Origin of the sequence: Domibacillus indicus, from assembly GCF_023715895.1 — a bacterium.
Taxonomy (GTDB): domain Bacteria; phylum Bacillota; class Bacilli; order Bacillales; family Domibacillaceae; genus Domibacillus; species Domibacillus indicus_A.
In genome coordinates, this window is record NZ_JAMBOO010000001.1 from 153,987 (window position 1) to 167,004 (window position 13,018).

The 13,018-nt window shown below is 43.9% G+C and carries 13 protein-coding genes; 4 read left to right on the plus strand and 9 right to left on the minus strand.

Annotated features, from left to right (window positions below):
- Nucleotides 1-2: 2 nt before the first annotated feature.
- Nucleotides 3-1,205 (minus strand): argininosuccinate synthase, encoded by a 1,203-nt coding sequence (locus M3221_RS00805; RefSeq protein ID WP_242233250.1) that lies wholly within the window; start codon nt 1,203-1,205, stop codon nt 3-5.
- A 233-nt stretch (nt 1,206-1,438) separates the two neighbouring features.
- Between M3221_RS00805 and M3221_RS00810 the strand changes: the two genes are divergently transcribed.
- A complete protein-coding gene (locus M3221_RS00810; protein ID WP_242233249.1) occupies nt 1,439-1,750 on the plus strand; it encodes a hypothetical protein in 312 nt (103 codons plus the stop codon).
- Between the two features lie 15 nt (nt 1,751-1,765).
- Here the strand turns inward: M3221_RS00810 and M3221_RS00815 are convergent, their stop codons facing one another.
- From M3221_RS00815 to ezrA, 7 genes are all read right to left on the minus strand, one after another.
- Entirely contained in the window at nt 1,766-2,590 is an 825-nt protein-coding gene (locus M3221_RS00815) for an EcsC family protein (protein ID WP_251269658.1), read from the minus strand.
- Nucleotides 2,591-2,595: 5 nt separating this feature from the next.
- Nucleotides 2,596-3,588: a class I SAM-dependent methyltransferase gene (locus M3221_RS00820; RefSeq protein ID WP_251269659.1), complete on the minus strand. Its 993-nt coding sequence runs from the start codon at nt 3,586-3,588 to the stop codon at nt 2,596-2,598.
- An 83-nt stretch (nt 3,589-3,671) separates the two neighbouring features.
- On the minus strand, nt 3,672-4,172 hold the full coding sequence (gene tpx / locus M3221_RS00825; RefSeq protein ID WP_251269660.1) for a thiol peroxidase: 501 nt from the start codon (nt 4,170-4,172) through the stop codon (nt 3,672-3,674).
- Nucleotides 4,173-4,246: 74 nt separating this feature from the next.
- Nucleotides 4,247-5,152, minus strand: coding sequence for an EamA family transporter RarD (rarD, locus tag M3221_RS00830; RefSeq protein WP_251269662.1), 906 nt, complete (start codon nt 5,150-5,152; stop codon nt 4,247-4,249).
- 69 nt (nt 5,153-5,221) lie between these two features.
- Nucleotides 5,222-6,418 (minus strand): tRNA uracil 4-sulfurtransferase ThiI, encoded by a 1,197-nt coding sequence (gene thiI, locus M3221_RS00835; RefSeq protein ID WP_251269663.1) that lies wholly within the window; start codon nt 6,416-6,418, stop codon nt 5,222-5,224.
- Nucleotides 6,415-7,557 (minus strand): cysteine desulfurase family protein, encoded by a 1,143-nt coding sequence (locus tag M3221_RS00840; protein WP_251269665.1) that lies wholly within the window; start codon nt 7,555-7,557, stop codon nt 6,415-6,417. Before M3221_RS00840 ends, thiI begins: the two co-directional genes overlap by 4 nt.
- A gap of 89 nt (nt 7,558-7,646) precedes the next feature.
- Nucleotides 7,647-9,338, minus strand: a complete 1,692-nt coding sequence (gene ezrA / locus M3221_RS00845; RefSeq protein ID WP_251269666.1) for a septation ring formation regulator EzrA — start codon at nt 9,336-9,338, stop codon at nt 7,647-7,649.
- Between the two features lie 211 nt (nt 9,339-9,549).
- On the opposite strand from ezrA, the gene hisJ reads away from it, so the two are divergent.
- The 3 genes from hisJ to rpsD all read left to right on the plus strand — a co-directional run bounded on the left by hisJ (nt 9,550) and on the right by rpsD (nt 11,695).
- The gene (hisJ, locus tag M3221_RS00850) at nt 9,550-10,365 is read left to right on the plus strand and encodes a histidinol-phosphatase HisJ (RefSeq protein ID WP_251269667.1); all 816 of its coding nucleotides are present in this window, start codon (nt 9,550-9,552) and stop codon (nt 10,363-10,365) included.
- 2 nt (nt 10,366-10,367) lie between these two features.
- Nucleotides 10,368-10,853, plus strand: coding sequence for a GAF domain-containing protein (locus M3221_RS00855; RefSeq protein WP_251269668.1), 486 nt, complete (start codon nt 10,368-10,370; stop codon nt 10,851-10,853).
- A 239-nt stretch (nt 10,854-11,092) separates the two neighbouring features.
- Complete coding sequence (gene rpsD / locus M3221_RS00860; RefSeq protein WP_251269670.1) at nt 11,093-11,695, plus strand: 30S ribosomal protein S4; 603 nt, start codon at nt 11,093-11,095, stop codon at nt 11,693-11,695.
- 76 nt (nt 11,696-11,771) lie between these two features.
- On the opposite strand, the gene M3221_RS00865 is transcribed toward rpsD, so the two are convergent.
- Nucleotides 11,772-12,986, minus strand: a complete 1,215-nt coding sequence (locus M3221_RS00865; RefSeq protein WP_251269671.1) for a sensor histidine kinase — start codon at nt 12,984-12,986, stop codon at nt 11,772-11,774.
- Nucleotides 12,987-13,018 lie beyond the last annotated feature (32 nt).

Genomic DNA, 13,018 nt, shown 5'->3' on the forward strand with positions numbered 1-13,018 from the left:
GATTACTTAAGCCCCTTCTCTTTATGAACCCGTGAGCTCACAACCGTTGGAAGACCATATAAGTTGATGAAACCAACTGCAGACGCATGGTCAAACGCATCGTCTTTCGAGTATGTTGCAAGGCTTTCATCATACAATGAATACGGCGATTTTCTTCCTTCTACAATTGCATGGCCTTTAAACAATTTTACACGAACTGTGCCTGTTACATATTTCTGTGTATCTTTTAAAAACGCAACAAGCGATTCACGAATTGGGTTAAACCAAAGACCGTCATAAATAATTTCCGTTAAACGTTTTTCAATGACTGGTTTAAAGTGAGCCAATTCTTTTACAAGTGTAATATCTTCAAGCTCTTTATGCGCAGTGATCAATGTCGTCGCACCTGGAGTCTCGTATACTTCACGCGATTTAATGCCGATCAAGCGGTTTTCAATATGGTCAATACGGCCGATACCGTGCTTGCCTGCCACTTCATTTAAGTGAAGAATGAGTTCTGCCAGCTCCATTTTTTCACCATTCACAGATGTTGGAACCCCTTCTTCAAAATCAATTTCAATGATATCCGGCGTGTCCGGCGTATCTTCTAAGTGAGCAGTTAAGTCGTATGCCTCAAGCGGCGGTGCTGCCCAAGGATCTTCAAGAGCGCCACACTCATTAGCACGTCCCCATAAGTTTTGGTCAATTGAGAACGGGCTTTCTTTACCGATTGGCACCGGCACATTATGCTGTTTCGCATATTCGATTTCTTCTTCACGTGACCAAGCCCAGTCACGAACAGGCGCCAATACTTCAAGGTCTGGATTAAGAGCGCGGATCGCCACTTCAAAACGAACCTGGTCGTTTCCTTTTCCTGTGCATCCGTGCGCAACAGCTGTTGCATTTTCTTGTTCTGCGATTTCAACCAGCTTTTTTGAAATAAGCGGACGAGACAGTGCAGATACAACTGGATACTTGTTTTCGTACCATGTATGCCCCTGCAAAGCAACAAGCGCAAAATCTTCCGCGAATTCTTTTTTCGCATCGATCATGTAACTTTCGACTGCACCAACCTGCAGGGCTTTGTTTTTAATAAATTCAAGATCTTTTCCTTCGCCGACGTCCAAGCAAACCGCTACAACGTCGTATCCTTTTTCTTTCAGCCACGGAATTGCAACGGATGTATCAAGGCCACCCGAATATGCCAGAACTACTTTCTTACCCATCTATATTTCCTCCTCTTTCTTGCGAACAAAAGTATATTTATTCAACGAATCTTATTTTTATTCTTATATTATGTATAAAGAATATCATGTTCAGAGGGGCCTTTCAAGTGGTTTTCTCAAAAAAAAATACATTTTTTTGTGTATTTATGTAAAGATTCTGCATATTCAGCTCTTTTGCTATTTTACCCTTTTTCTTTTACTATGGAAGAAACCCGTTAAAAGCAGGTGACCAAATGTTTCAATATGATAAACGCCTGGGCATTCCTCTTCCTTCGCTTCAGCATGACTGGTTTTCTTATTCCGTGAATGAACGCCAGCAGATCACTCTCGAATGGGAAACGATCCGAGGAACCATCCCAGACCGCATCGGCGAACTTGAAGGGCAAATTAATAGGAAACAAGCCGCCTTAAATGAAGAAGAGAACTTCGACCAATCGTGCCGGCTGAATACAGAGATCAGTGAGCTTGCTTCTATCATTAATGATTTATGGCTTTGGTTTAGAACGTCGCCAGACGTAGATGAGGCAAAAAAAACACATGCATAAAAAAGAACCGGTTTTTTAATTCCGGTTCTTTTTTTCATGCAAATAACGGTATTGATAATATCGTTCCGCCAACACTGCTGTTTCGTTTACTGTCCGCCAGCTTGCTCCAATGCCAATGGCCATTGACAGGAGCGGAAGGCCGGACATTTTCTGGCGGCGAAATCCCCTGACAGCTGCCAGCTTGATGATATATTGCAGCGGCTCCCGCAGCATCGACTCATTGAAGGACCAGCGGCCGTCTATATAAGATGTTCCTTCTTCCACCTCCGTAATCAGCTGCGCCCATCCATCTACTTTTAAATGCTTCGGGAGCATGGCTGTATACAGTACGTGAAGGATAGTTTCTTTCTCAAATGGTTCGTTCAAATCAAAACCATAGGACATCGCAGTTGCTTCAATAACATGCAGCTGAATAACGGGCAGTGAAACCACATCGGCTGCCAGCGGCAAAAGTTTTCCCGTTCCCGTAAGAGCCCCCTGTGCAGCTGCAAGCAGGCGGCTGCGGGCTGTTTGCTGGCTGCTTATGTAATGAAGCTGATCAATGGGCAGGCGGCGCATATGTGCCAGCGTTTCGATTTCATCATCAAAAACCCGCGCTACAGCCAGCACTCGACTGCGTACTTCGTTTTGAAGCTGTGTTTTGTGCATAAACGCATAAATATTCTTTAAACCTTCATCCGCTTTTTCAGCGAGGAGCGTCTGCGTCTCTTTCGGCAGGACAGCTGCGGCCTGGCTCGTAAAAGAATTCGCTTCTTCCACTGTGCTGTTTTGATCAGCTGCAAGCTGCTGTTCCCACGCCATTAACTCATCCCAGTAAGCCTGATCCCGTTTTGTCCACATATTGGTCATCCCTTCTGATAATCTGCAAACCACCGATCAATTTTTTGTACAATAGACGCTGTTGCCCTTTTATCCGTTAAAGACGGCATTGCTGCGAGCAGTACTTCCTTCGGCTTTTTCACACCCGGTGCTTTTTTCCGGATCATCAAAATACTTTTTGCTGCATTTTTGTTTTTAAAAAGGGTTTCCGGCAGCTGGATCACACCTTCGATATACGCTTCTTCCGTTAAAAAAGTCTGCAGCTTTTTTGCTTCCGGCGATTCGAACAGACCATTTGGAATAATAAAGAAAAGCTGGCCGCCCGGCTTAGTGTGATGTAAGCTCTGCTCAATAAACAAATGATGTGCATATGAATGGCCGCTGTCCGCTTTTAGCTTGTAAGAAGACGCCCGAGCATCATTTGGATAATAACCAACCGGCAGGTCGCATACAACAACATCAACTGGATCGATTAAAAGCGGCTCCAGCGCGTCCTGGTTGTACAGCGTAATAGGATGGTGCAGGAGGTTGGCTCCCGCATATGCCAGCTTAAGCAGCACATCATCAAGGTCAACTCCGTACGCTTCCACCTTGCCGTCAAACTCATTTAACACAGTGGCCACGAGGTTTCCCGTTCCAATAGTTGGGTCAAGAAGGGTAAAAGAAGTGTTTTTTCCCATGCTTTTTCTTAATAAATAAGCGATAAACAAACCGATCGAGTCCGGTGTCATTTGATGATTGGGCTGCACATGCTCTTTCATGCCTTTTAAAATAGCGAGCTGAAACGCTTTGCGGATCGCTTCTTTTGAATAGCGGTCGAGCTGTGCACTGCTGTAAAGCTTTTGCAGGCGTTTTTCATCCATTTCATTTAATTCTTCCTGGATAACATCCCCGTGAAAAAGATTTTCTGCCGTTTCACCAAGCGCTTCTAAATAGGGAATAGACAAAAGGCGGCTTAGAAGAGCGGCCGATTCATCGAATACCCCAAATAAATTTTCTACTGTTAATTCCTGTGTCATAAAAAAACCTCACTTTCCTGTCGAAAAAAACAGCCGGCTCCGACAAAATGTCAAAGCCGGCTGCAAACCGAGCCTGTACTAAATTAGTTTGCTGCTTTTGCAGCTTCAATTGCTGCGGTGTAGTCTGGATGATCTGTTCCTTCTCCAACATACTCCACGTATGTAACAGTGTCGCTTGAATCGATTACAAAAACAGAACGAGCCAGAAGGCGAAGTTCCTGCATTCCAACGCCGTACGCTTGTGCAAATGAAAAATCACGGTGATCCGATAAAGTTTTCACATTTTCAAGACCGGCTGCTGCACACCAGCGTTTTTGAGCAAATGGAAGGTCAGCTGAAATGGTTAATACTTCAACGTTGTCCAATTTAGCTGCTTCTTCGTTAAAACGGCGTGTCTGCGCATCGCAAACACCTGTATCAATCGAAGGCACTACACTGATTAAACGCACTTTGCCTGCTGTGTCTGCAAGCGTGACTGGAGATAAGTCATTTGCCAAAACAGTAAAGTCAGGCGCTTTGTCTCCTACTTTTACTTCATCGCCAATCAATGTCATTGGATTGCCTTTAAATGTTACGTTTGCCATCTATAATTCCCTCCACATTCTGCATTATACATACATCATACTGAATCGACCAATGCCATTGCAATGAAAAAGAGTTAAATAACGGCTTTTTTCTTTTGAACCGTTTTTAATTGAGCAAATGTAAAAACAACGAGCGCACTCCAAATAAAAGAAAACGACAGCAGCTGGGATGGTGTAAAAGGCTCATGGTATAAAAACACACCGAGCAGCAGCGTCATTGTCGGAGCAATATACTGTAAAAAACCAATTAAATAAAGCGGTATTTTTTGGGCACCGTGACCAAATAAAAGAAGGGGAACGGCCGTCAGTACGCCTCCTCCGATAAGCAGAAGATCCGTTTGTACACTGCCGGAAAACAATTGAAGGGTTCCGCTCGATGAAAGAAAAACCAAATATAAAACAGCGATCGGCGTCACAACAGCTGTCTCGATCGTCAATCCCACTGCAGCATCCATTCTGATCATTTTCTTAGCCAGTCCGTAAAGCGCAAACGAAACCGCCAGTGATATCGATACCCACGGAAAAGAGCCATAGGAAAAAGTCATAATGAGCACACCGCATCCTGCTAGAATAAAAGAAAGGATTTGTGCTTTTGAAAGAGCTTCTTTCAATACAAGAATACCAAGCAGCACACTCATAAGCGGATTGATATAATAGCCCATGCTTGTTTCAATAATATGGTTGTTGTTAACTGCCCAAATAAACACAAACCAGTTAATGCTGACTAAAACAGAAGCCGTTGCAAGTGCCGCCGCTTTCTTAGGGTGAGCGGTAATTTCTTTTAACACTTGTCCCAGCGGAGCAAGCTTTCTCATCAGGACAAGCAGCAAAATCATAAAAACAAACGACCATATCACGCGGTTAGCAAGTATTTCATAAGCGGATACACCGCTGACCAGCTTCCAGTAAATCGGAATCAAGCCCCATATTACATACGAACCGGCTGTATAGATCATGCCGGCTTTTCGTTCGTCCTGCATTTTTTCACCTCATTTATTTCTATACACGAAATATTTGTTAAAAGAAGCCGCGCTCACAGGCGCGGTGTTTTACAAAAGATCGTCCATTTCTTCTTCAATGTTTGGAAGCAACATTGTCTCGGTTGATTGAATCGCTTCTTCAATCAGCGGTTCAAAGTCTAAAAAGCTTTCAAAAAACTGGACTTTTTCCGTTTTCGGCTTTGTTTTTGGTGCAGCCGGCGTAAAAATCGTGCAACAGTCTTCAAACGGCAGAATCGAAATGTCATGCGTACCGATTTTGCGGGCAATATTCATGATTTCGAGTTTGTCTGCTGCAATGAGCGGCCGAAGAACTGGTGTGTTGGTTACATCATTGATCGCAGCCATGCTTTCCATCGTCTGGCTGGCTACCTGTCCAAGGCTTTCTCCTGTGACAATGGCCAGGGCGCCGGTCTGTTCACGAATGCGGTCAGCAATGCGCATCATAATCCGCCGTGTTGATGTCATTGTGTAGTTTTCCGGCACCTGCTTGTGAATCGTTTCTTGAATCTTCGTAAAAGGCACGATATGCAGACGGACATTGCCGCCATATGTTGTCAGTACGTTTGCCAAATCAATCACTTTTTGTTTAGCCCGGTCGCTTGTATAGGGAGGACTGAAAAAATGAACTGCTTCGATTTCGACGCCGCGCTTCATCATCATGTAACCGGCAACCGGACTGTCAATTCCGCCGGATAAAAGAAGAACCGCTTTACCTGAAGCGCCCGCTGGCATGCCGCCTGCTCCAGGAATCGTTTCTGAAGATAAATAAACCCCTTCTTCTCTTACTTCGATCGTTAAGACGAAATCCGGATTTCGTACATCTACCGTTAATTGTTCCGTTTTTCGTAAAACAAAGCTGCCAATTTCATGATTCAGCTCATGCGTATCAAGCGGAAACTGTTTGTCTGCCCGGCGTGTATTGACTTTGAACGAAGCCGGTTTGCCATCCATTGCTTTTTCAACCAGCGCCAGTGCTGCTTCTTTTATGTCATCAATATTCTGCGCTGTTTTCATTACCGGGCTGAAGGATTGAATGCCCGACACGTGGACAAGCGCATCCTTTACTTTGTCAAAAGATGCTCCATTTAAATAAAGAAACATCCGATCCCGCTGCGCTTCTACACCAATTCGATCATCTTTTAACAAACGCTTAATGTTGGTTTTCATTTTATTTGTAAATTTACTCCGGTTCCGCCCTTTTGTGGACATTTCACCGTACCGGATCAATACGCGGTCATAATTCATGTTCGTTCATTCCTTTTTTTTGCGAGCGTTGGAACGACCCGGTCCAACGCTTCGATAAATTGTTCAGCTTCCTTCATCGTATTGCTGGATGACAAGCTGACGCGAATTGCCGAAGCCGCAAGTTCGCTGCTGATGCCCATTGCCTGAAGCACCCGGCTTGGCTTTGCGAGCTTCGAAGAACAGGCGCTGGTCGTTGAAACAATCACTTCTTCCTGTTCAAGTGCATGTACAAGAACTTCCCCTTTTAAACCAGGAAAAGATAAACTTAAAATATGTGGAGCCGACTGAGCAACCGGAGTATGGATGTTTACCCATGGACGTTTTCCCAGTTCATGATACAGCCATTCGGTGATGTGCCGCACTGGTTCCATATCCGACTCAAACGCCATACGAACGGCTTTTGCCAGTGAAGCCGCTCCAGCCGTATGCTCTGTGCCGCTTCGGAAGCCGCTTTCCTGCCCGCCGCCCGAAAGCAAAGGAGCAAGGTGAATACCGTGCTTTTTAAATAAAAAGCCTGTGCCATTTAATCCATGCAGCTTATGACCGGATACTGACATCAGGTGAACACCCCAATCCTCCAGGTTAAGCGGCACTTTGCCAAATCCCTGAACAGCATCTACATGAAATAGTGTTTGCGGATGCTGCTGGATGATACGGCCGATCTCCTGGATGGGCTGCACTGCACCCGTTTCATTGTTCACGTGCATAACAGAAACCAAAATCGTTTCATCTGTTATCGCCTGCTCAATATCCGCCGGCGTCACAACCCCGTTTGCTGACGGCTTTACGTACGTCACTCGAAATCCTTCTTTTTCGAGATCGCGGCATGCCTCAAAAACAGAAGGATGCTCAATTTGAGTCGTGACGATGTGCCGTCCCCTGCCCTTGTAGAACTGTGCCGTACCTTTGATCGCCAGGTTATTGGATTCTGTACCGCCAGACGTAAAAATAATTTCGGACGCTGACACTCCACATAGCGAAGCCACTTGAGTACGCGCTTTTTGAAGAAATCGTTCTGCCTCCATGCCTGCATGATGAAGGGAAGACGGATTGGCGAAGAAACGCTTGCTTGCTTTTATAAATGTCTCGAGCACCGAATCATCGGGCATCGTTGTCGCACTGTTGTCGAAATAGATCATAGGCGCTGCTCCTCATTTTTTTTACCTATCCATGTTAGCATATTGAGTCAGAAAAAGCCGCCTCTTTTTCTCGAGGCGGCTCTGCATTATCATTGTTCTTGTTTGAACTGGGCATCAAACTTTTTGAGTCCTTTGGAATCCACCCTGTCGATCGCTGTCGCGCACAGTTCCAATGCTTTACTGTAATCTGCCTGGCGAAAAGCGAGCTCGGCTTCATTCAGTTTAGGTCCCACAGCAGGATGAGTGCGGCGGTACCGGTTGCCAAACTGAATCATTCGTTCTGCCAGCGCCACTTGGTCAATCAGCTCGTCTGTTTTATTAGCAAGATGATCAATCGAGGCACTTGCTGCATCCAGCTGTTCCCGCACCGCTTTCATATTTAACGGTTTTTCATTCAAGTGTGTATTCGTCTGCTGAATACGTACACGCGCATCTTCACTCATTTCCCGGTAATAATCTGGGATATCCGGCAGATTGCTTTGCTTTACTTTCCGCATAATCTGCTGAAGCTGGTTTCTGAGTCCGTACAGTTCCTCTGCCGCCTCTACCTCGTCTTTTCGAAGCGTTTGAAGGAAAGCAGCAAAGCCCTGCTGCTCTTTTTTCATTTCGGCGATACGGACCTGGATTTCTTTTAATTCATCATGAAGGAACGAATAAGCCGTTTTTTCTTCTTGAATGCGCCCGTGTAAAATTTCATATTGTTTCTCAAGATGGTAAATTTCCTCTTTTAGCCGTTTCGGCACATCGGATTCTTCTCCGCTGAGCTGATAGCTTTGTTTCACGAGATCGGTTTCTTCAAGCAGCTCCTCGTTCTGATCACTGATCCCGGCAATAGCTGTACCCGTTTCACCTTCATCTTTTAACACTTGATGCTTCGCCATCACTTCTTTTTCAAGCAGATCATAGAAAAATTCGATACTGTCTCTGGCATCGGACACAATAAGCTCTGTTTCTCCTACTTCTGTTTTCAAAAGAAGATCGCGTCCGCGGCTCAGCTCTTCTTTTAAAGCAGCTGTTTCTTTTTCAATCTGTAAATGATCGAGCAGATAGCCGTCCTGCTTCATTTCCTTATAGCCATGCTCAATTTCCGATAATTGAGCCGGAAGCGTATGGTTTACCTCTGTCATTAAAACAGGAATGCGCGACATCTTATGCTCCATCGCATCCATTTCCGCTTGAATTTCCATTAACAGCTCCCGCGCTTCAAGATAGTTGCCTTCTTCTGTTAAATCGGCGAACTTTTCAAAACGGCCTGCAAGCACTTCAAGCTGCACCTCAAGCACGGATGCCGCTTTGCCAAAAGTGTGACGATGAGCAAGCAGTCTTTTTCTCGCTTCACGCTGGCGTGTGTGCATGTCTTCACCTTCGGACCGGTTTTTTTCCTCACTTCCAACCAGCTGATCGAGTTCCGATAAAATATTATTTACTTTTTTTTCAATTTGATGGAGGCGGCTTTCAATCTCATTATTTGTTTTTTTGGCGGCGCCAAATCGAAATTTATCCGTCTGCTCTTCTGAAAGAAAAAGCTTTTCATCCACAGCTGGAATATCGATGGTTACGACCTCATCCCATTCGGTGCGCCATCTATCAAACAGAGCCTCTGTCTGCCCTGTCATATTAAGTCTTTTTACTTTAGCCAGCTCTTCATGAACCGGCCTGTGAAGCAGTTCTGTTTTCTTCATATCCAGCCGATCGATTTCAGCCCTGTTTTTTTTCTTATTCATCAGTGTATAGATGAAAAAAACAAGTACGACAATGATCGCTCCAATGACAAATTCCACCCTCATAAGCCCCCTCGTAACCACGAATAAATAGTATGTATAGAAAGAAAACGCCTCATTGCGTCCTTTCAGTCAATTGCGTATAATTTCACTATCATTAATAATAGCATGATTGTCCACATTTTTAATGGGAACTTACGTTTTTTTAAGCGGGTTTTCGCAAAAAAATGTCAAAATAAGTGCTTTTTAAAAGAAAAAGGAGTTTTTTCGCATGCTTAGAGACGGACATATTCATACACGATACTGCCCGCACGGCTCAACCGATTCATTAGATCAGTATATTGAGCGTGCACTTGAGCTTGGCTTTTCAGAAATTACGTTTACAGAACACGCGCCGCTGCCGGACCACTTTATAGACCCTGCACCAAACCGGGACAGTTCTATGCGAAAAAGCGACCTTGAACAGTATTTAAAAGAAGTGGAAAACGCGAAAAAGCAATATGCCTCTTCTCTTACCATCCATACCGGTCTGGAAGTGGATTTCATCACAGGTTTCGAAGAAGAAACCACTCAATTTCTAACAGAATACGGTCCCTTTTTAGATGATGCGATTTTATCCGTTCATTTTCTTCCGTTGAACGAACGATTTGTCTGCGTCGACTTCAGTGAAGAAGAATTTGGACGAATCATAAAAGAAGCCGGATCGATTGAATTTGTCTATGAATTATACTATGATACCGTATTGAAGTCTGTACAAGCAAATCTCGGGGCTTTTAAGCCAACCCGAATTGGACATATTACGCTTGCGCGTAAATTTCAGCTCCTATATCCGTGCACAACATCGTTCGAGCCGCATATAAACCGCTTGCTGCAGGCCATTAAACAGGCCAATTATTCGCTTGATTATAACGGGGCCGGTTTTGTTAAACCGCTTTGCGGTGAAACATACCCTCCTCTTGATATTGCCCGTGCCGCTCATTCGCTCGGTATTCCGCTCGTTTACGGATCCGATGCTCACGCGGCTGCCGGCATTGGTCAGGGTTTAGAGCAAATTGACCGTACTATTATAATAGAAGGAAGTGTTTAAACATGTTTCAAACCGCCGCTTACTCTGGAACAAAACCAGAACAATATTCACTTGTAAATAAGCAGTTAGAAGCACTGCTGACAGGAGAAACGAATACGATTGCCAATTTAGCCAATGCGTCGGCTCTTCTTGGCCAATTCCTTCCCCGGATTAACTGGGTTGGGTTTTACGTACTTGATGAAAACAAAAACGGACTCGTGCTTGGGCCTTTCCAGGGGCTTCCTGCCTGCGTCCGTATTCCGTTCGGCAAAGGCGTATGCGGAACTGCTGCTGCTGAGCGAAAAACACTTCGCATTGAAGATGTACATGCATTTCCGGGACACATCGCCTGTGACGCCGCATCCCGGTCTGAAATTGTCGTTCCTTTAATCAAAGATGGCGAGCTGCTGGGTGTGCTCGATATTGACAGCCCGGAAACAAACCGCTTTGACGAAGAGGATGAAGAAGGACTCGTTCAGTTTGCCGAAACACTCGTCCGCTTTTTATAAGAAAAGGTTGACACTATAATAGGCACGTTATATACTATTCTTTGTGTAAAATAAATGCAGCCTATGTGTTCGCTGTTTAGATGTCATTTTGTTTCTTTATCCGGTATCAATCTGGAAAAGGGGCATCGTGTAACCCGTTGCTGCAGGGCGATGGTGCATGAAAACAAAATGTGCTGGCAGTTATTCACACCGGTTTTTATTTTACAACAAAATAAAAACACAGAAGGAGGAGTCATTCAATGGCTCGTTACACAGGTCCAAGCTGGAAAATCTCCCGCCGTCTAGGCATTTCTCTTAGCGGTACAGGTAAAGAAATCGAAAAACGCCCTTACGCTCCAGGTCCACACGGCCCGAACCAGCGTAAAAAGATGTCTGAATACGGACAACAACTTCAAGAAAAACAAAAACTTCGTCACATGTACGGCGTGACTGAGCGTCAATTCCGTAACTTGTTTGACCGCGCTGGTAAACTAAAAGGCGTATACGGTGAAAACTTCATGATTCTTCTTGAATCACGTCTTGACAACCTTGTATACCGTTTAGGTCTTGCCCGCACTCGTCGTCAAGCTCGTCAGCTTGTTAACCATGGTCACATCACAGTTGATGGAAAACGTCTTGACATTCCATCATACCAAGTGAAAATCGGCCAAACAATCGGCGTTCGCGAAAAATCAAACAACTTCTCAATCATCAAGGAAGCAGTAGAAGTAAACAACTTCGTACCTGACTACTTGACGTTTGATGCTGATAAACTTGAAGGTACGTTCACTCGTCTTCCAGAGCGTTCTGAACTTCCAGCAGAAATCAACGAAGCGCTTATCGTAGAGTTCTACTCTCGTTAATTTTATCGCTTTATGGATTTACGCAAAACACCAGCTGTTATATATAACAGCTGGTGTTTTTTTATGCTCAATAGATTTATATCATCTCTTCATACAAAGGAAATTGAATCGTTACTGTTGTTCCTTTTTCTTTTACACTTTGAAAACGGATCGTTCCTTTATATTTTTTCACGATATTGAAGCAAATCATTAAGCCAAGACCGGTTCCTTTGCTTTTTAATGAATAAAAAGGAGTGCCCAGTGATTGAATTTCCGTTTCTGACATGCCCTTTCCATGATCAATAATGCTGATTTCTACGTTCTGTTTAACCCGTTTTGCCCGAACAAGTACAGAATGGCCATCTTCAGATGCTTCTATCGCGTTTTTAATGAGATTAATACATAATTGCTTGAATTCCATTTGATTGGCCGCAATTATGCACTCTTCCTCCGCTTCTAACTCAATCCGGTTTGCATGCAGCAGGCCATATGAATGGATCAGCCCCACTACACTGTAGAGACTTTCTTTTATCTTTATTTTTTCTATACTAACTTCTTTGCTTGGCCCAGAAAGCGTTAAAAATTGAGAGATTACTTCCTCTGCGGTATTGAGCTCATCTATCATTAAAGCAAAGTGCTTTTTTGCTTCTTCATTGTATGAAGAGTCTTGTTCATAAAGCTGCAAAAATCCTTTTACAACCGTTAGCGGATTTCTTATTTCATGTGCAACCGCAGCCGCTAATTGTCCGGCTGTTTTAATTCGCTCCGCCTGCTGAATTTGCTCATAATAAAGACGCTGTTTTTTAATTCGTAAGTAGGTCAGATAAAAAAGAAGGCACAAGATAATCTGGCTGCCGAAAAAGTTAATCATATTTCCGATTAGATCCTGCTTCATTAAAACATACAGCCCGCCTTTTTGAGTGATCATGACATAACTCACAATACTTGTAATAGCGGCCGTATTCATAAACAGCGTTAAATAAAAAAGCTTTGGATCAAAGAATAAAATGGAGATAGCCGGAATCAAACAAATGTAAATAAACGTAGACCACGTATCTGGATAAAGGAAGAAAATCGTATAAAAATAAGCGATGGCTGCCGAAATAAGCACGGTTTTCATCATGCGGTTTCGAAAAGCAGGATACATGAGAAGGCATAAAGAAACGGCAGCCACAAGAAGCACATGCATCAGGAAGGTTGAATCCATTTGATGAAAATGAGTATTTCCCCATAATAACCCTGTGACCATGGCTGCTATCACAAATCCCATTCCAATATAATAGTTTCTTTTTAAATTAAAATATGTATTCATCTGATATAATTACTCCCTGACTTCATCACAAA

What these genes read in the sequence shown, in the direction of transcription:
- M3221_RS00805 (WP_242233250.1), bottom strand. Translation starts at nt 1,205, where the DNA reads ATGGGTAAGAAAGTAGTTCTGGCATATTCGGGTGGCCTTGATACATCC.
- M3221_RS00810 (WP_242233249.1), top strand. Translation starts at nt 1,439, where the DNA reads ATGTTTCAATATGATAAACGCCTGGGCATTCCTCTTCCTTCGCTTCAG.
- M3221_RS00815 (WP_251269658.1), bottom strand. Translation starts at nt 2,590, where the DNA reads ATGTGGACAAAACGGGATCAGGCTTACTGGGATGAGTTAATGGCGTGG.
- M3221_RS00820 (WP_251269659.1), bottom strand. Translation starts at nt 3,588, where the DNA reads ATGACACAGGAATTAACAGTAGAAAATTTATTTGGGGTATTCGATGAA.
- tpx (WP_251269660.1), bottom strand. Translation starts at nt 4,172, where the DNA reads ATGGCAAACGTAACATTTAAAGGCAATCCAATGACATTGATTGGCGAT.
- rarD (WP_251269662.1), bottom strand. Translation starts at nt 5,152, where the DNA reads ATGCAGGACGAACGAAAAGCCGGCATGATCTATACAGCCGGTTCGTAT.
- thiI (WP_251269663.1), bottom strand. Translation starts at nt 6,418, where the DNA reads ATGAATTATGACCGCGTATTGATCCGGTACGGTGAAATGTCCACAAAA.
- M3221_RS00840 (WP_251269665.1), bottom strand. Translation starts at nt 7,557, where the DNA reads ATGATCTATTTCGACAACAGTGCGACAACGATGCCCGATGATTCGGTG.
- hisJ (WP_251269667.1), top strand. Translation starts at nt 9,550, where the DNA reads ATGCTTAGAGACGGACATATTCATACACGATACTGCCCGCACGGCTCA.
- M3221_RS00855 (WP_251269668.1), top strand. Translation starts at nt 10,368, where the DNA reads ATGTTTCAAACCGCCGCTTACTCTGGAACAAAACCAGAACAATATTCA.
- rpsD (WP_251269670.1), top strand. Translation starts at nt 11,093, where the DNA reads ATGGCTCGTTACACAGGTCCAAGCTGGAAAATCTCCCGCCGTCTAGGC.
- M3221_RS00865 (WP_251269671.1), bottom strand. Translation starts at nt 12,986, where the DNA reads ATGAATACATATTTTAATTTAAAAAGAAACTATTATATTGGAATGGGA.